The organism is Actinoallomurus sp. NPDC050550 (genome assembly GCF_040655075.1).
Lineage (GTDB): Bacteria > Actinomycetota > Actinomycetes > Streptosporangiales > Streptosporangiaceae > Actinoallomurus.
In genome coordinates, this window is record NZ_JBFAJC010000020.1 from 125824 (window position 1) to 142605 (window position 16782).

The 16782-nt window shown below is 73.2% G+C and carries 18 protein-coding genes; 5 read left to right on the forward strand and 13 right to left on the reverse strand.

Annotation, left to right across the window (positions count from 1 at the left end; genetic code table 11):
* Position 1: 1 nt before the first annotated feature.
* From ftsH to AB0I04_RS26845, 6 genes are all read right to left on the reverse strand, one after another.
* Positions 2–1972, reverse strand: coding sequence for an ATP-dependent zinc metalloprotease FtsH (gene ftsH, locus AB0I04_RS26820; protein ID WP_360889836.1), 1971 nt, complete (start codon positions 1970–1972; stop codon positions 2–4).
* Between the two features lie 60 nt (positions 1973–2032).
* Complete coding sequence (gene modA / locus AB0I04_RS26825; protein WP_360889839.1) at positions 2033–2812, reverse strand: molybdate ABC transporter substrate-binding protein; 780 nt, start codon at positions 2810–2812, stop codon at positions 2033–2035.
* A 76-nt stretch (positions 2813–2888) separates the two neighbouring features.
* Positions 2889–3932, reverse strand: a complete 1044-nt coding sequence (locus tag AB0I04_RS26830; RefSeq protein ID WP_360889842.1) for an ABC transporter ATP-binding protein — start codon at positions 3930–3932, stop codon at positions 2889–2891.
* Positions 3920–4696: an ABC transporter permease gene (locus AB0I04_RS26835; RefSeq protein WP_360889845.1), complete on the reverse strand. Its 777-nt coding sequence runs from the start codon at positions 4694–4696 to the stop codon at positions 3920–3922. The genes AB0I04_RS26830 and AB0I04_RS26835 overlap by 13 nt, the downstream gene beginning before the upstream one ends.
* Entirely contained in the window at positions 4693–5418 is a 726-nt protein-coding gene (gene modA / locus AB0I04_RS26840; protein WP_360889970.1) for a molybdate ABC transporter substrate-binding protein, read from the reverse strand. The genes AB0I04_RS26835 and modA (AB0I04_RS26840) overlap by 4 nt, the downstream gene beginning before the upstream one ends.
* A 56-nt stretch (positions 5419–5474) precedes the next feature.
* The gene (locus AB0I04_RS26845) at positions 5475–5861 is read right to left on the reverse strand and encodes a helix-turn-helix domain-containing protein (RefSeq protein WP_360889848.1); all 387 of its coding nucleotides are present in this window, start codon (positions 5859–5861) and stop codon (positions 5475–5477) included.
* 234 nt (positions 5862–6095) lie between these two features.
* On the opposite strand from AB0I04_RS26845, the gene AB0I04_RS26850 reads away from it, so the two are divergent.
* On the forward strand, positions 6096–7193 hold the full coding sequence (locus tag AB0I04_RS26850; RefSeq protein ID WP_360889851.1) for a substrate-binding domain-containing protein: 1098 nt from the start codon (positions 6096–6098) through the stop codon (positions 7191–7193).
* A 99-nt stretch (positions 7194–7292) separates the two neighbouring features.
* Here the strand turns inward: AB0I04_RS26850 and AB0I04_RS26855 are convergent, their stop codons facing one another.
* From AB0I04_RS26855 to AB0I04_RS26865, 3 genes are all read right to left on the reverse strand, one after another.
* On the reverse strand, positions 7293–7892 hold the full coding sequence (locus AB0I04_RS26855; protein WP_360889854.1) for a malonic semialdehyde reductase: 600 nt from the start codon (positions 7890–7892) through the stop codon (positions 7293–7295).
* A gap of 133 nt (positions 7893–8025) precedes the next feature.
* Positions 8026–8892, reverse strand: coding sequence for a 1,4-dihydroxy-2-naphthoate polyprenyltransferase (locus AB0I04_RS26860; protein ID WP_360889856.1), 867 nt, complete (start codon positions 8890–8892; stop codon positions 8026–8028).
* Between the two features lie 25 nt (positions 8893–8917).
* Complete coding sequence (locus tag AB0I04_RS26865; RefSeq protein WP_360889859.1) at positions 8918–10549, reverse strand: MFS transporter; 1632 nt, start codon at positions 10547–10549, stop codon at positions 8918–8920.
* Positions 10550–10854: 305 nt separating this feature from the next.
* On the opposite strand from AB0I04_RS26865, the gene AB0I04_RS26870 reads away from it, so the two are divergent.
* Both AB0I04_RS26870 and ung read left to right on the forward strand, forming a co-directional pair.
* Positions 10855–11343: a MarR family transcriptional regulator gene (locus AB0I04_RS26870; RefSeq protein WP_360889862.1), complete on the forward strand. Its 489-nt coding sequence runs from the start codon at positions 10855–10857 to the stop codon at positions 11341–11343.
* Between the two features lie 69 nt (positions 11344–11412).
* A complete protein-coding gene (gene ung / locus AB0I04_RS26875; RefSeq protein WP_360889865.1) occupies positions 11413–12102 on the forward strand; it encodes a uracil-DNA glycosylase in 690 nt (229 codons plus the stop codon).
* Positions 12103–12563: 461 nt separating this feature from the next.
* On the opposite strand, the gene AB0I04_RS26880 is transcribed toward ung, so the two are convergent.
* The 3 genes from AB0I04_RS26880 to AB0I04_RS26890 form a co-directional block, all read right to left on the reverse strand.
* Positions 12564–13127 carry a GNAT family N-acetyltransferase gene (locus tag AB0I04_RS26880; protein WP_360889868.1) on the reverse strand — a complete coding sequence of 188 codons (564 nt, stop codon included), beginning with the start codon at positions 13125–13127 and terminating at the stop codon, positions 12564–12566.
* 58 nt (positions 13128–13185) lie between these two features.
* A complete protein-coding gene (locus AB0I04_RS26885) occupies positions 13186–13725 on the reverse strand; it encodes a CGNR zinc finger domain-containing protein (RefSeq protein WP_360889871.1) in 540 nt (179 codons plus the stop codon).
* 144 nt (positions 13726–13869) lie between these two features.
* The gene (locus AB0I04_RS26890) at positions 13870–15267 is read right to left on the reverse strand and encodes a PLP-dependent aminotransferase family protein (RefSeq protein WP_360889874.1); all 1398 of its coding nucleotides are present in this window, start codon (positions 15265–15267) and stop codon (positions 13870–13872) included.
* Between AB0I04_RS26890 and AB0I04_RS26895 the strand changes: the two genes are divergently transcribed.
* Positions 15266–16222: a DMT family transporter gene (locus AB0I04_RS26895; RefSeq protein WP_360889877.1), complete on the forward strand. Its 957-nt coding sequence runs from the start codon at positions 15266–15268 to the stop codon at positions 16220–16222. The genes AB0I04_RS26890 and AB0I04_RS26895 overlap by 2 nt on opposite strands.
* Here the strand turns inward: AB0I04_RS26895 and AB0I04_RS26900 are convergent.
* A complete protein-coding gene (locus AB0I04_RS26900; RefSeq protein ID WP_360889880.1) occupies positions 16206–16418 on the reverse strand; it encodes a hypothetical protein in 213 nt (70 codons plus the stop codon). The two genes, AB0I04_RS26895 and AB0I04_RS26900, sit on opposite strands and share 17 nt — an antisense overlap.
* Between AB0I04_RS26900 and AB0I04_RS26905 the strand changes: the two genes are divergently transcribed.
* Positions 16405–16752 (forward strand): helix-turn-helix domain-containing protein, encoded by a 348-nt coding sequence (locus tag AB0I04_RS26905; protein WP_360889883.1) that lies wholly within the window; start codon positions 16405–16407, stop codon positions 16750–16752. The two genes, AB0I04_RS26900 and AB0I04_RS26905, sit on opposite strands and share 14 nt — an antisense overlap.
* Positions 16753–16782 lie beyond the last annotated feature (30 nt).

Sequence of the window (16782 nt, forward strand, 5' to 3'; positions counted from 1 at the left end):
GTCAGGCCCCCACCTCGCTGGGCGCCGGGCGCCGGTCGACGCCGGCCGCGGCGTACGCCTCGATCTCGTCGAGGGTCTCCTTCTCCAGCAGGGCCTCGGTCAGCGCGTCCAGTTTGTCGCGGTTCTCGCGGAGCGTCTGGACGGCCTCGGCGTAGCACTCGTCCACGATCCGGCGGGTCTCCTCGTCGACCGCGTTCAGCGTCTCCGGGGCGAGGTACTGCCCCCCGGCCGGGTCCCCGCCGTCCGACGGCAGCACCGATAGCCGCCCGACCTTCTCCGACATGCCCCACCGGCCGACCATCGAGCGGGCGATCCGCGTCACCTGCTCCAGGTCGCTCTCCGCGCCCGTCGTGACGACGCCGAAGACGACGTCCTCGGCGGCCATCCCGCCGAGCGCGCCGATGATCCGGCCGCGCAGGTAGTCGCGGTCGTAGGCGTACCGGTCGCCGTCCGGGGTCGACACCGTCACGCCCATCGCCCGCCCGTGCGGCACGATCGTGATCTTGCGGACCGGGTCCGCGCCGGGGAACAGCATGCCCAGGACCGCGTGCCCGGACTCGTGGTACGCGGTGCGGCGGCGCTCCTCCTCGGGGATCACGATGCCGCGCGCCGTGCCGAGCTGCACCTTGTCCAGCGCGGAGGTGAACTCCCCCCGGCCGATCGTGTCGCGCTCGCGCTTGACCGCCAGCAGTGCCGCCTCGTTCACGAGGTTGGCCAGGTCGGCGCCGGTCATGCCCGGCGTCATCTTGCCGATCGCGGTGAGGTCGGCGTCCGGGGCGAGCGGCAGGCCCTTGGTGTGCACCTTCAGGATCTGCACCCGGCCGTCCAGGTCGGGCGGGGAGACGGCGATCTGGCGGTCGAACCGTCCCGGGCGCAGCAGGGCGGCGTCCAGCACGTCGGGGCGGTTCGTCGCGGCGATGACGACGACGCCCTCCGACCCGCTGAAGCCGTCCATCTCCGTGAGGATCTGGTTGAGCGTCTGCTCGCGCTCGTCGTTGCCGCCGAAGCTGCCGGCGCCGCGCGCCCGGCCGATCGTGTCGATCTCGTCGATGAAGATGATCGACGGGGCCGTCTTGCGCGCCTCCTCGAACAGCTCGCGTACGCGGGCCGCGCCCACGCCGACGACCATCTCGACGAACTCCGACGCGGCGGCGGAGTAGAAGGGGACGTCCGCCTCACCGGCTACGGCGCGCGCGAGCAGGGTCTTGCCGGTGCCGGGCGGGCCGGTCAGCAGCACCCCGCGCGGGATCTTCGCGCCGAGCCGCCGGTACTTGTCGGGGTGCTTGAGGAAGTCGACGACCTCGGTCAGTTCGTTCTCGACCTCGTCGATGCCGGCGACGTCCTCGAAGGTCGCCCGCTTGGCGTCGGCGCCGACGGGCTTCGGCGTCCGTTTCAGGCTGCCCAGGACTCCGCCGCCACCGGCCCGCCGGGAGATCCACACCATCGCGGCCACCCACAGGCCCACGAACAGCAGGGTGGGCAGCAGGGACATCACGAGGCTGGACAGCAGCCCGCGCGGCTCGTTGATCGGCTTGGCCTGGATGACCACGCCCTTGGCCACCATGTCGGCGTAGACCTGGTCCTGGGCGAAGGAGGGCCGCTCGGTCCGGAAGTCGCGGTACTTCTTGCCCTTGCCGTCGGGCTGCGGCTGCGAGCTCTTCAGCTCTCCCTGGATGGAGAAGCCCTTGGTGTAGATGTCCTTGACGTTCCCGGCCTCCACCTGCTTGGTGAACTCGGTGTACGGGACCGTGATCTCGGCCTTCTGCCCGGACATGAACGCCGACAGGTAGCTCGACCCGAAGATCAGCGCGAGCAGCAGCCAGAAGATCCAGAGGCGGTTCGGCCGCATCCGCCCGTTGCCGGGTGACTGCGGGCTCTGCCGGTCGGGGACGCCCTCGGAGCGCCAGGGCTTCTTCGGGTCCTTCCGCGGCGGGGCGGGGGACTCGCGCCGCCGCGTTGACTCTCCGGCCACTTCACGCTCCTTAACAGGCCTATTTCCGGACAAGGCTATCCGGGCGGTTTTACGCCTGGGTCACGGAGTGGGGAAGCCGTACTTACGCAGGATCGTCTTGGCGGTGGGGGAGCCGAGCCAGGCGACGAACGCCTTTCCGGCCGTTCCGTGGGCGCTGCCGCGTACGGCGGCGGCGAAGTAGGTGGCGGTGACGTTCTGCTGCGCCGGGATCGGGACGCTGCTCGCCGAGATCCCGGCCGACCGCATGTCGGTCACGTAGACGATCCCCGCGTCGGCCTCGCCCGTACGGACCTTGGTGAGCACGGTTCGCGCGTCGGCCTCCTCCGACCTCGGCCGTACCGTGACGCCCGCCTTGGCCAGGACCTGCGCGGCGTACCGGCCCACCGGGACGATCGGCCCGCCCAGGACCACGCGCAGCCGGCGGTCGGCGAGCGAGGCGAGCCCCTGGACCTGCCGGGGATTGCCGGGGGCGACGGCGATGGTCATGGAGTTGTAGGCGAAGAGACGGCGGCCGGAGACCTTCGTCGCCACCGGGTCCATCGACGCCCCGTCGGCGGTGGCCAGCACGTCGGCCGGCTCATGGTCCTCGATGTCCAGCGCGAGATCCTGCGAGCCGGCGAACTCGAACCGCACGGTCACGTCCCGCTCGGCCGCGTTGTACGCCGTCCCGAGCTCCTCGAACGCCTCGGTCAGTGAGGACGCGGCGAGCACCTTCAGCGTGATGCGCTCGTCGCCGGCGGCGACGCCGCATCCGGCCAGTGCCAGGGCGATCGCGACGAAGACGGCGACGCGCGGCCGGGGGACGCACCCGAGGACGGCGACGCGCGGCTTGGGGGGCATGCGGGCCACTTTAGGGCGGCCCATCGCCTATTACCGGGCACAACGCGCCGTCGGGGCAGATATGCGCGTGTCGCCGTCAGGCCGGATATGCATGTGTCTCGGCGGCCTTGACCGCGGCCCACACCGGGTCGCCTTCGGCCAGGCGGAGCTCCGCCAGCGCGGCGGGCGTCACGTCGGCGGACGCGCGCACCGGACCCTCCAGGTAGATCCTTATCTGGTCGGCGTGGGGTTCGAAACCGCCGACCGTCGCCTGCCAAAGGTTGCGCGGGCTGCCGTCCGGGCGCGTACGGAACAGCGCGACGGCCGACGGCGGGAACGCCAGGAAGACCTCGCCGTCCAGGGCCTCGGCCGCGTCGAAGCGCACGCCCTCGGTGCCGATGGCGACGGTGTGGCCGCGGGCCGTTCCCCGGTAGAGGTTGAGGCCGACCAGGCGGGCCACGTAGTCGGTCCGCGGGTGGCGGGCGACGTGCGCCGGGTCTCCCTCCTGCACGACGCTCCCGTTCTCGATCACGACGAGCCGGTCGGCCAGGGCCATCGCGTCGAGGGGGTCGTGCGTGACCAGGACGGCGGTCCCCTCGAAGTCGGCGAGGTGGCGGCGCAGCCCGGCGCGGACGCCGAGCCGAGTGTGCGCGTCCAGGGCGGACAGCGGCTCGTCGAGCAGCAGCAGCCGGGGCCGTACGGCCAGCGCGCGGGCCAGCGCGACCCGCTGCGCCTGTCCGCCCGACAGGGTGCGCGGCTTGCGGGCAGCCTGGTCGGCGAGGCCGACCCGGTCCAGCCACTCGGCGGCCAGCCGCCGCGCCTCGCGCCGGCGCATCCCCTGGCAGCGCGGTCCGAACGCGACGTTCTCCAGCGCGGACAGGTGCGGGAACAGGAGGTAGTCCTGGAACACGACGCCGATCGGGCGGCGCTCGGCGGGCCGGTCGTGCCACGGCTCCCCGTCGACGTCGATGTGCCCCTCCGACAGGGGCGTCAGGCCGGCGAGCGCGCGCAGGGCCGTGGTCTTGCCCGCGCCGTTCGGGCCCAGCAGCGCGACGACCTCGCCCGGCGCGGCGGTCAGCGCCAGGTCGAGGGTGAAGGCTCCCTGCCGTACGACGAGACGGGCGTCGATCACGAGACCCATCGTCCCCGGAGCCCGGTGAGCACGATCACCGAGACGGCCAGCAGCACGAGACTGAGCACGATCGCGGACTGCGGGTCGTTCTCCAGCGCCAGGTAGACCGCGAGCGGCATCGTCTGCGTACGGCCGGGGAAGTTCCCGGCGAAGGTGATCGTGGCGCCGAACTCCCCGAGCGCCCGCGCCCAGCACAGCACGGCCCCCGCGCCCACTCCCGGCGCGATCAGGGGCAGGGTGACGCGCCGGAACGTCGTCCACCGGGTCGCGCCGAGCGTCGCCGCGGCGTCCTCATAGCGCAGGTCGGCGGCGCGGACCGCGCCCTCCACACTGATCACCAGGAACGGCAGGGCCACGAACGCCTCGGCCACCACGACGCCCGCGGTCGTGAAGGGCAGCGTCACGCCGAACCAGCGGTCCAGCCAGCGCCCCGCCAGGCCGTTGCGTCCCAGGGCGAGCAGCAGGGCGACGCCGCCGACCACCGGCGGAAGCACGAGCGGGACGGTGACGAGCGCGCGCACCAGCCGCCGACCGGGGAAGTCCACCCGGGCCAGCACCCAGGCCAGAGGCACCCCGACGAGCAGGCAGAGCAGGGTCGCGAGCGTCGCGGTGACCAGTGACAGCCGGAGAGCGTCGAGGATCTCGGGCCGGGCCAGGCGGGTGCCGAGCGTCGACCACGGCGCGCGCACCAGCAGACCGGCGAGGGGGAGGACCAGGAAGGCGAGGCCGAGGAGCGCCGGCAGCACCAGCACCCACGGCGCCCGGCGGTTCATGGCCGTTCGAACCCCGCCTGGAGCAGGGTGGTCTGCCCCTGCTGCGAGAGCACCGTCTGGACGAACTCCTGGGCCAGGGCGGGCTGCGGCGCCTTACTGATCGCCGCGATCGGATAGTCGTTGATCGCCTTGGCGGCCTCGGGGAAGTCGATGCCCTTGACCTGCCCGGCCGCCGCCTTGACGTCCGTGCGGTAGACCAGGGCGGCGTCGGCCTCGTTCAGCCGGACCTTGGTGAGGGCGGCCTTGACGTCCTGCTCCTGGGAGACCGGCTTCACGGTGAGGCCGGCGGCCTTCAGCGCCTTGAGGGCCGCCGCGCCGCAGGGCACCTGCGGGGCGCACAGCACGACCTTGACCTTGGAGTTCGTGAGGTCCTTCAAGGCCGTCACCTTGGCCGGATTCGCAGGGGGAACGGCGATCTCCAGGCGGTTGCGCGCGAAGACGCGCGGCCCTGACGCCCGGCCGGCGCCGGTGACCTGCTGCATCGTGGCGGGGCTGGCCGCGGCGAACACGTCGGCCGGCGCGCCCTGGTCGATCTGCTGGGCCAGCGCCGAGCTGCCGCCGAAGTTGAACTTCACCTTCACCCCGGGATGGCTCGCCTCGAAGGTCTTGCCCAGCGCGGTGAACGTCTCGGTGAGGGAGGCCGCGGCGAAGACGACGATCGTCCGTCCGCCGACCTGCTTGCCGGGTCCGTGCTTGACGCCCTTGTCGCCGCAGCCGGCCAGGAGGGCGCCCACGAGCGCGACGATCGAGGCGGTCCGGAGGGTGGTGCGATGACCGATCACTGGGGCAGCTCCACGACGACGTTGGTGGACTTGACGACTCCGACGGCGACCACGCCGGGTTCCAGGCCGAGCTCGTCGGCCGCCTCCCGGCTCATCAGGGAGACGACGCGGAACGGTCCGGCCTGGATCTCGACCTGTGCCATCACCCCGTCGCGTACGACCTCGGTGACGATGCCGCGCAGCCGGTTGCGGGCCGAGGACGGCGGCGCGCCGTTCCGGTCGGCGGGGGAGCGGACGAAGGCCGCCAGATCGGCTCCCGAGACGATCCGGTGGCCCTGCTCGTCGCGCCGTGCCGGCAGTCTTCCGGAGTCGATCCACCTGCGCACCGTGTCGGCGCTGACGCCGAGCAGGGACGCGACCTCGCTGATCCGGAACGCCGTCACGTAGATCAGTGTAGTCGCCGCAGATGCGACAAATCACCCCCGTACCGCTCGCAAATACGTAGGGCCTGCGCTCGGTCTGCTCGCAGAAGCGAGCCGAAGGGTGCGTGCGTGGGGTGCCCACCGGCCGACCGTGGCGGCGGGATGCGTACGCTTGTGACCTGCGGAGATGTCTTTTCTGGCCGGGGCGCGTCGGGTGCCGCGATAAACCGGGCGACGCCGGTATTCGGGGGCGTGATGAGAGCACGACTCGTTCGGGGCGCCGTCGGCGGCGTCACGCTCGGCGCGCTGTACGGGACGGCCGCCTGCGGAAGCGTCGGACAGGCCCAGGATCTCGGCGCCATCGCCTCCGCCGAGCGCGGTTTCGGGGTCGGCCTGCTGCTGCCCGGAGTGGGCGAGCGCACCGACCGTGATCGCCGCTACGTCCAGGAGGAACTCGCCGCGCAGTGCCCGAAGTGCCGGTTCTTCTTCGGCAGCGCGAACAACGATCTGGGCCTGCAGCTCCAGCAGGTCGACCTGATGATCATCAAAGGCGCGAAGGTCATCATCCTCGAATCCGTCGACGACAAGGCGATCGCGTCGGCGGTGACCAGGGCGCACCGGAGGGGAGTCAAGATCGTCGCGTACGATCGCCTTCCCGCCGGGCCGGTGGACGCCTACACCTCATTCGACAACGTGCAGGTCGGCCGGGAACAGGGCAAGGCGCTGCTCGCCGCCATCAGGAAGGGCGGCCATCCGAGGCGCGGCGACACGGTGATGATCAACGGTTCGCCGACCGACCCGAACACCGCCGAGTTCAAGAAGGGGGCACTGTCCGTGCTCCGGGGCAAGGTCAAGATCGCCAGGTCGTACGACACTCCGGATTGGCGGCCCGATCTCGCGGCGGCCGAGGCGGCCACCGCCTTCATGATGCTCGGTCCGGCCCGCATCGTGGGCGTGTACTGCGCCAACGACGGCATGGCCGGTGGCGTCAGCGTGGCGATGCGCAAGACCGGGGTCCGGCGGGGCACGCCGCTCACCGGCCAGGACGCCGGGCTCGACGCCATCCAGCGGATCCTCCTGGGCACCCAGACGATGACGGTGTACAAGCCGATCAGGCAGGAGGCGAAGAACGCCGTCCGGTCGGCCGTCGCCCTCGGCACCGGGAAGAGGCCGCCGTCCAACCGCACCGTCTCCAACCCGACCGGCCATTCCGTGCCCGCTTCGATCATCAGCCCGGTCGCCGTCGACCGGTCCAACATCCGGGAGACGGTGGTGAAGGACGGGTTCTGGACCGTGCCCGCCATCTGCACCCCGGAGGTCGCGGCGGCCTGCCGGGCGGCGGGCCTCACCTGAGAGGCCGGAGGCCGTGGGCCGCGCCGGCCCGGGCGGTCGCGTGAGACGGGTGGCGGCCGGGCCGGCGGTCCCATGGGTCGCCCCAGGGCGGCTGCGAGGTCAGACGGTGGTGACGACCTGGTCGTACTCCAGGCGCGGGTTGCGCGGGAACCAGGCGTTCGGGCCGGGCCTGCCGATGTTCACGACGGCCAGCACCTGGTGGCCGCCGCCCGGGAAGAACTCCTTGGCGACCGCCTCGGCGTCGAAGCCGGCCATCGGCCCGGCCGCCAGCCCGGCGGCGCGCACGCCGACGATGAAGTAGCCGACCTGGATCGCGCCGTTGAACGCGGCCATCCGGGAACGGACCTCCGGCACGCCGTGCAGGCCGTCCCTGGCGTCCGGCTTGTGGGGGAACATCGTTGGCAGGTGCTCGTGGAAGTCGCTGTCGGCGGCGAGGACCGCCACCAGCGGCGCCGCCGCGGTCTTGGCCTTGTTGCCCTCGGCCATGTGCGTGACGAGGCGCTCGCGGGCCTCGGGCGAGCGCACCAGCACGACGCGCAGGGGCTGGGTGTTCATCGCGGTGGGCGCCCACTTGACGAGGTCGTAGATGGCGCGCACCTGCTCCTCCGACACCGGTTCGTCGGTGAAGGCGTTCGCCGTACGGGCTTCGCGGAACAGCAGGTCCTGGACGGTGGGGTCGATGCTCAGCACGTCGCTCACGGTCACTCCTCCTTCGACACGTCCGGTGGATCGTTCCACCGACGCCAGGTGAGAACACTGGTTGAAGCTTCAACTATTCCCCCGACCGAGTGACATGAGTCACGGGCACGGAGCGCCCGGCCGCGAATCCCCTCTAGAGGGCCAGTCCGATCGTGAAGAGCGCGCCGAAGATGATCTGCAGGCGGCCGGTCTCCCCGAGCACGGGGATCAGCGCGGGACCCTTCGCGCCGCCCAGCACCCGGCGGTTCGGTGCGACGGCCCACAGCGCCGACGGCAGCGCCAGGAGCGCCCACGGCCGGGAGAACGCGACGATGACGACGGACGCGAACGCCGCGACGCCGCACCCGGCGTACAGCAGGCGCGTACGCCGGTCGCCGAGCAGCACCGCGAGGGTGCGCTTGCCGGACGCGGTGTCCGTGGGGATGTCGCGCAGGTTGTTCACGACGAGCATCGAGCACGAGAGCAGCCCGACCGGAATCGAGGCCACCCACGCCGCCCACGGCAGGCTCTCGAGCTGCACGTACGCCGTGCCGACCACGGAGACGAGGCCGAAGAACACGAAGACCGACAGCTCGCCCAGCGCCCGGTAGCCGTACGGGCGCGAGCCCCCGGTGTAGAACCACGCCGCCGCGATCGCCACCGCGCCGATCAGGATGAGCCACCAGCTCGTGACCGCGGCGAGGACGAGCCCGGCCACCGCGGCGAGCGCGAAGCAGCCGAGCGCCGCGGCGAGGACCTGCTTCGGCGGCGCGACCTTCTGGCCGACCAGCCGCATCGGCCCGACCCGGACCTCGTCGGTGCCGCGGATGCCGTCGCTGTAGTCGTTGGCGTAGTTCACCCCGATCTGCAGCAGCAGGGAGACGAACAGCGCCAGCAGCGCCCGCCACCACACGAAGTGGTCGTAACCGATCGCCACGCCGGTGCCGACGGCGACGGGAACGATGGAGTTGGGGAGGGTTCGGGGTCGCGACCCGGCGACCCACTGGGAGAGGGTCGCCACTATCGACCTTTCTCGGAGGCGATGATCATGCGGGTGATTCTTCCCGATCCGGATCGGCGCCGCGACGCAGCCTCAGGGTCAGCAGCAGACCGACGGCCAGCAGACCCGCCGTGGCGAAGGCCGCGCGGTCGGTCGCGACGGCCAGACTCTCGTCGGCGGCCCGGGACAGCCGGGGATCCTCGTGGCGCAGATCACGCGCGAAGGTGCCCGCGCTGTCGCGCAACCGCTCCGCGTACGCCGCGCCCTGCCCGGCGGGCAGCCCCGCGTCGCGCAGCCGCGCCGTCATCGCGTGGCTCAGCCCGACCGCGAACACCGCGCCGATCAGCGCGATCCCGAGCGCCGACCCGACCTGGCGCGCCGTGGACTGGGTCCCGGAGGCGAGGCCCGCGCTGGCGGACGGGACGTCGCGCAGCACGATCCGGGTGAGCTGCCCGGTCGTCAGGCCCAGGCCGATGCCGTACACCAGCATCCACGGCGCCAGCTGGAACCCCGTGGTGTCCGCGCGCGTGGTCAGGCCGATCAGCGCCGCCGCGGCCACCTCCAGGGCCATGCCGGCCTGCAGCATCCGGGCCGCGCCGAGGCGGCGCGACAGGCGCGCCGACAGCCCGCCGGCGACGAACGTCCCCACGGCCAGCGGCAGGATCGCCACGCTCACCTGCAGCGGGGAATTGCCGTGCACGTCCTGGAGGAACAGCGGCAGCACGAACATCAGCCCCAGCTCGCCGACGCTGATCAGCGAGGCCGCCGCGTTGCCGCGCCGGAAGTCGGGGATGCGGAACAGCGAGAGATCCAGGACCACCGGCCGCCCCGCCGCCGCCCGCGCCCGCTCGACGGCGACCAGCGCGACCAGCGCGAGGACCCCGCCCGCCAGGGCCACCGGGATCGGCGAGATCCCGCCACCGGGCCAGTGGACCGGACCGGCGGAGAACGGGCGGGTGGCCGACCACCAGCCGTACCGCTGCCCCTCGATCAGCGCGAAGACGACGCCCGCGAGGCCGGCCGTGCTCAGCACCGTGCCCGGCCAGTCGCCGACGCGGCGGACCGCCGGATCGCGTGTCTCGGGGACGAGCAGCAGCGTGCCGGCGACGATCGCCGCGCCGAGCGGCACGTTCACGCCGAACGCCCACCGCCAGCCGTACGACGTCGCGAGCCAGCCGCCGAGCAGCGGACCCAGCGCGGCCATGCCCCCGATGAGCGACCCCCAGATCCCGAACGCGACCGCCCGGTCCCGCCCTGTGAACACGGCCGTCACCGTGGAGAGCGCCGCCGGGAGGATCATCGACGCGCCGACGCCCTGCACGAGCCGGGACGCGACCAGTTCGGCGCCGCTGCCGGAGCGGGCGGCGAGGAGGCTCGCCGCGACGAACACCACGGTGCCGAGAACGAGCATCCTGCGCCGGCCGTACGCGTCGCCCGCCCTCCCGAACGGGATCAGCAGCGCCGCGAACACCAGCGAGTAGATCGAGGTGATCCACTCGGCGCCGGTCGTGGTCAGCCGCAGCTCGCCGACGACCCTGGGGAGCATGACGTTGACGATCGTCGCGTCGACGATGATCAGAGAGACCCCGAGGCTGATGACCACCATGCCCAGCCACCGGCGGCGGCCGGGCGAGCCGGTCGCGGACGCGGGCAGGAGAGGAGCCGAGCGCAAGGTCATCGAGGGTTCCAGAGCGGTTCGTTCGATCGTGAATCGTTCGGCGTCAAAGCTACCCCCGCTCTTCCCGGCCCTCGCCGGGCCCCCTCCGCAGACCCCACGGCTCCCGATCCCGTCGGCCCCGCGCCTCCGGACACTGCAGCCCGCGGGCCTCGGATTCCGCAGCCCGCGCCTCCGGACACTGCAGCACGCGGGCTTCGGATTCCGCAGCCCGCGGCTTCGGACTACGCGGCCTTCGGCATCGCTCCCGCGCCCGCGGCACCGGATCCCGCTGGCCCTCTGGGCCCAGAGCACGGAGAATGTCTGCCGTGCGCACCTCTGAGGCCGACCTCGAACGCATGTCGCTGTCCCGCCTGCTGGCCGTCGCCGGCCACGTCGTCGCCATGCGCTGGCAACGCCTCATGGGAAGCTACGGCCTCACCCCCCACGGCCTGGCCGTGCTCGCCTCCCTCGAACGCGGATCGGCGCTCACCCAGCGGGAGCTCGCCAAACGCTGTGGAGTCGCCCCCTCGACACTCAACCACACCGTCGACCACCTCGAGCGCTCGGGCTGGATCGAACGGCGGCGCGACGTCTCCGACCGCCGCCTCGTCCGCCTCGCGCTGACCGAGACGGGCCGCCGGCAGCTCGAGCAGGCCGAGGACGCGGCGGGCAGCCACATGGAGCCGATGCTCGACCACCTGCCACTGGCCGACGAGCGGATCGTACGCGGCTTCCTCCTCGCCACCGTCCTGCGCTTCCAGGCGATGGACGACGGGGACGCGCCAGGTCACCCGGCGCGGGCCGACCGCTTCTGACCGATCCGATGGAGGCGCCACCCGGGCGTTCACCGGAATCCGTCCCTGGGTGGTGTTAGGTTGCGGCGCATGTCCTTCGACCTGCTGGAGCTCCTTCCCGACGCCTGGCGCGAGCGCGTCGAGCCGCTTCTCGACCCCGACGCGACCCGCCGTCTCGGCGACTTCGTGGCCGCCGAGTACGAGGCGGGCACCGTGTACCCGCCGCTGCCCGACCTGTTCAGCGCCTTCCGCCTGTGCGCGCCCGACGACGCCCGCGTGCTCATCCTCGGCCAGGACCCCTACCACGGGGCCGGCCAGGCGCACGGGCTGAGCTTCAGCGTGCGGCCGGGCGTGCGGATCCCGCCGTCGCTGCGCAACGTCTTCAAGGAGCTCCACGAGGACCTCGGCGTCCCGGTCCCGGCCACCGGAGACCTGACTCCGTGGGCCGAGCGGGGCGTGCTGCTGCTCAACGCGGTGCTGACCGTCCGCGCCGGCAAGGCCGGCTCCCACGGGGGGAAGGGCTGGGAGGAGTTCACCGACGCCGTGATCCGGGCGCTGAACGCCAAGAGCGAGCGCGTGGTGTTCGTGCTGTGGGGCGCCTATGCCCGCAAGAAGCGCGACCTCGTCACCGGAGCGCAGCACGTCGTGTTCGAGGCCGGGCACCCCAGCCCGATGAACCCTCGGGGTTTCCTCGGCAGCCGCCCCTTCAGCGCGGTCGACAAGGCCCTGGCCGACGCCGGCCTCCCCGAGATCGACTGGACGCTCGAAACGCCCGCGTAGGGGCGCGTCCGGTGGATCTTCTCGGTCCGGCTGCGCCCTAGGGCAACGGACCGGCCGCACCACCCGGGATCTGCCGGTACGGCCGACCGCCGGATGACCCGGCCGGCGGACCGGGCGCGCGCGTACGGCCGGCAGCCGAATCCGCGGAATGTGGCCGGTCGGGCGGCCGGGACGAGCCGACGCTGCCGGTCGGGCGGGCAGGCCTGCGCGTACGGCCGGCGGCCGGGACGGCCGAGGCTGCGGGGGCCGCCACGCCCTGCGCGGCGAGGGGCGGCGGCCGGGTCCACGGGATGTTGCCGACTGGGCGGCGTGCGGCCGGTCAGGCGGAATGTGGCCGATTGGGCCGGCGGGACCGACGAGGCTGCCGGTGCGGGGCTCAGGCGAGGGCGGTGTACAGGCGCACCCATCGCGACGCTCGGCTGGCCGCCCGGTCCCGGCGCCGGGTCTCCGGGCGGCGGGTCTCAGGTGAGCGCGGTGTGCAGGCGCACCATTGCGACCGGCTCGCCCATGTCGACCTTGCTGTGGGTGCCGTCGGGCGCCCAGCCCGCCGAGGTCAGGAAGCCCCGCAGCGCGTCGTCTGCGGCGAAGACCCAGGTGACGGCGGTGGTGCAGCCGTCCTCGCGCAGATGGTCCACCGTCGCGGCGAGCAGGCGGCTGCCGTGCCCGGCCCGCCCGTGCGCCGGGTCGACGAGCAGGGTCAGCAGTTCGCCGGTCGTCTGCGGATCCTGGTCGGGATCGTCCGCTGGTGCGTGCGCCGCGAACCCGGTGATGACACCCTCGTCCACGGCGACCAGCAGTCGGTGCCGGGGGCTCGGCGGCGCGGCGATCGCCTCCGCCCAGCGCTCACGCCACAGCGCGGCGGCCTCCGGGCCCGTCATCTCGGCCAGCGCGGCATCGGGGATCACGTCCCGATACCCCTCGCGCCAGGCCCGTACCTGGATCTCCGCGACGGCGGCCACGTCTCCCGGATACGCCGCCCGTACCCCCACCACGCCCATCGGTGTCTCGACCCTCGCTCCCGTCACGTCCCGTACGCCGACGACCGTACCGCGCGCCCGTCGGCCACCATCGGACCCGGGGGCGTCAAGCGTCGGAGGCGGTGGCACGGCGGCGGGCGCGGTAGGCGCGGGTCTTGGTCCGGTTGCCGCACATCCGCATCGAACACCAGCTGCGCGAGCGGTTCTTCGACGTGTCGAGGAACGCCCACCGGCACGTCGTCTCCCGGCACACCTTGAGCCGGGGCCAGTCGCCGTCGGCGGCGCTGCGCATGACCGCCGCCGCGAGGGCCGCCAGCCCGCCGCGGACGCCGTCGCGCAGCGGGATCAGCGCGGGACCGTCGAGCGACACGCGCAGGGGCAGGGCGGCCAGGAGCCGGTCGAGGTCGGCCGGCGGAGTCGTGGCGGCGGAGTCGTGGTGGCCGAGCATCGCGGTCCGGAGGCCTTCGCGAAGGGCGATCGCCAGCGCCAGGTCGGACTCACTCGCGCGGGTGCCGGGCGGCGTCAGCCCACGCTCGATCAGCCAGCCGCTGAGGTCGCACGGCGCGCCGAAGTCGTCGATGTCGCAGTCGACGTCGTACGTGTTGACGAAGTCCCGCAGCAGCCGCGCACTGTCCGAGCCGCTCATGCGACCTCTTTTCTCGCCCGACCAACCCACCCCGGCCGACCTCCCGGCGTCGCGGGAGTGACCAGACGCGCCATGCTTTCGATGCGCTCGCTCATGCACCTTCCATGCCGACACCAGCGTACTGCGATGACCGGTTTCGTGTCGTCAGGACGCCTCGGCGAGTGCCTGGGCGAAGCGGGCCGCGCCCTCGGTGAGCTCCGTCTCCCCGGCCGCCGTCCCGTAGCTGAGCCGCATGCGCGGTTTCGGCGGCTCGGCGGGGAAGTAGCGTCGTCCCGGGCTGACCAGGACAGCCGCGCGGAGTGCCGCCTCGGCGAGGGCGACGTCGTCGACGCCGAAGGGAAGGCCGACCCACAGGTGCAGGCCCCCGCGCGGCCGTACGGCGGGAAGCAGGTCGGCCGCGGCGAGCGCGGAGATGAGGGTGTCACGCCGCCGCAGCAGCGCCTCGCCGACGGTGCGCAGGTGACGCGGCCAGGAGGGGGAGGTGACCAGTTCCAGGGCGGTCTCCTGGAGCGGGCGGGCGACGAAGAACGACTCGACGGTCTGCGCGGACCGGATGCGTTCGGCGACCGGCCCCCGGGCGATCACGGCGGCGACCCGCAGGCTCGGCGCGGTGGCCTTGGTCAGGGACGCGATGTGCACCACCCGGCCGTCCCGGTCGCCGGCGACGAGCGGCGGGGGAGGCGGGTCGATCGCCAGGTGGCGGCTGTAGTCGTCCTCGACCACGAACGCTCCCGCCGCGCGGGCGACGTCGAGCACCTGCGCGCGGCGCGGCGGAGACAGCACCGTACCGGTCGGGTTGTGGAAGGTCGGCTGGCACAGCAGTGCGCGGGCTCCGGTGGCGGCGAACGCGTCGGCCAGCAGGTCGGTCCGCAGGCCGTCCTCGTCGACGGGGACGGGGACGGGGCGCAGCCCGGCCGCGCGGGCGGAGGCCAGGGCGCCGAGGTAGGTGGGCGACTCGACGAGGAGCGGCGCCCCGGGCGGCAGCAGCGCGCGCAGGATCAGGCTGATCGCGGCCTGGCCCCCGCTGGTGATCGTGACGTCCGCGGCGGTGACGTCGCCGCCCGCCGTCCGCGCGAACCACTCTCGCAGCTCACGCACGCCCGACAGCGGCGGGCGCTCCCACGCGTTGGGGCGGCGGGCCGCCCGTGCGGCGGCGGTGGCCAGCGCGCGTACCGGTTGCAGCCCCGGCGCGAGGTAGCCGCCGCTCAGCGCCACCACGCCCTCGGGCGCCTGGGAGAGCAGGCCCACCACGCCGTCGGCGTCGACGGTGCGGTCGCCGAGGGCCACGGCCTGCCAGTCGAGGTCCACCGGCTCGGCGGGAGCGGGGTGGGCCCGCTCGGCGACGTACGTGCCGCTGCCGGGCCGGGCGACCACGAGGCCCTCCGCGGCGAGCGTCCGGATCGCGCGGGCGACGGTGACGGGGCTGACCTGGTAGCGGGTCATCAGCGAGCGGCTCGACGGCAGCCGGTCGCCGGGGCGCAGCCTCGCCACCTCGGCCCGCAGTTCGGCGGCCAGAGTGGCGATACTGCTATCGTTGTTCATGAGGAACAAGGATAACGCTACTCCCCAGAACCCGGTAGCGCTGCCGGCGGGCTTCGGCGCCGCCGCGCTCGGCGTCGTCGCCTTCTCCTTCACATTCCCGGCGACCTCCTTCGCGCTGCGCGGGTTCGACCCGTATCTGATCGGTGTCGGCCGGGCGGCGATCGCTGCGGTCCTCGCCGTCGTCGCGCTGTGGCTGATGCGCGCCTCGCGTCCGCGCGGGCGCCAGTGGGCCTCGCTCGGCGTGGTCGCCGGCGGCATCGTCTTCGGCTTCCCGATCCTGTCCACGCTCGCCCTCGTCCACGGTTCGTCCTCCTCGCACGCGGCCGTGGTGGTCGGCCTGCTCCCGGTCGTGACGGCGGTGTTCGCCGTCGTACGGGCCGGCGAACGCCCCTCGCCGCTGTTCTGGGCGGCGAGTGTGGCGGGCGCGGCGTGCATCGTGGCGTTCACCTTGCGGAACGGGGTCGGGAGTTTCTCCGTGGCCGACGCGCTGCTGTTCGGTGCGCTGCTGACGTGCGGTCTGGGCTATGCCGAGGGCGGGCGGCTGGCCCGCGAGATGCCCGGCCCGCAGGTCGTGTCGTGGGCCCTCGTCCTCTCCGCGCCGATCACGATCCCCGTCACCGTGGCCCTGTCGGCAGCCACGCCGGTGCACTGGAGCGGCGCGGCCGTGGCGGGCCTGGTGTACGTGTCGGGCGTGTCGATGTTCCTCGGATTCTTCGCCTGGTACGCCGGGCTCGCGAAGGCGGGGATCGCGCGGGCGAGCCAGGTGCAACTCGCCCAGCCGCTGCTCACGCTCACCTGGGCCTGGCTGCTGCTCGGCGAGCACGCGGGTGTGAGCACGGTCGTCGCGGCGGCCGGCGTGCTCGTCTGCGTCCTCGTCGCCCAGCGGGCCCGGATCGCGCGCACCGCCGTATCCGCCCACCCGGAGGCCCGCCGCGAGGTCACGCTCGGGCGGTGAGGACCTCGTGCAGGCGGGCGGCGAACGCTCGCGGGTGGGTGGACAGGCTGTGGCCGCCGGGGAACTCGACGACGTCCGTGCGGAGGAGGTCGGCCAGCGCCTGGGCGCACTGGTGGTTCCAGATGCTCATGCCGACGGAGGGCCTGCCGGAGTACTCGACCAGCGTTCGTACCGTCCTGATCGTGGCGAGCGACATCGTGGCGCACCCGGACAGCGCGATCGGCGAGATCGCCGGCCGTACGGGCCTGCCGCAGAGCCAGGTGTCGGGAGCGGTCGCCCGGCTTCGTGAGGCGGGCTCCATCGTCACGGCGCCCGATCCGAGGGACCGGCGCCGGATGCTCGTACGGCAGGCGCCGGAGGTCTCCGAGCGGGTCGCGGTCGTCCGTTCGACGCCCATCGACGGCGCGCTGGCCACCGCGCTCGGCACGGCCGACGCGGGGGAAGTGGCCGAAGTCACCACCCTGCTCGAGACGCTGGCCAGGCGGCTGACGCCGGAGACGCTCGCCCGGTTGCGCACCGAGTCTTCTTGACCTGAACCAAGGTTCATGTTTCACGCTCTT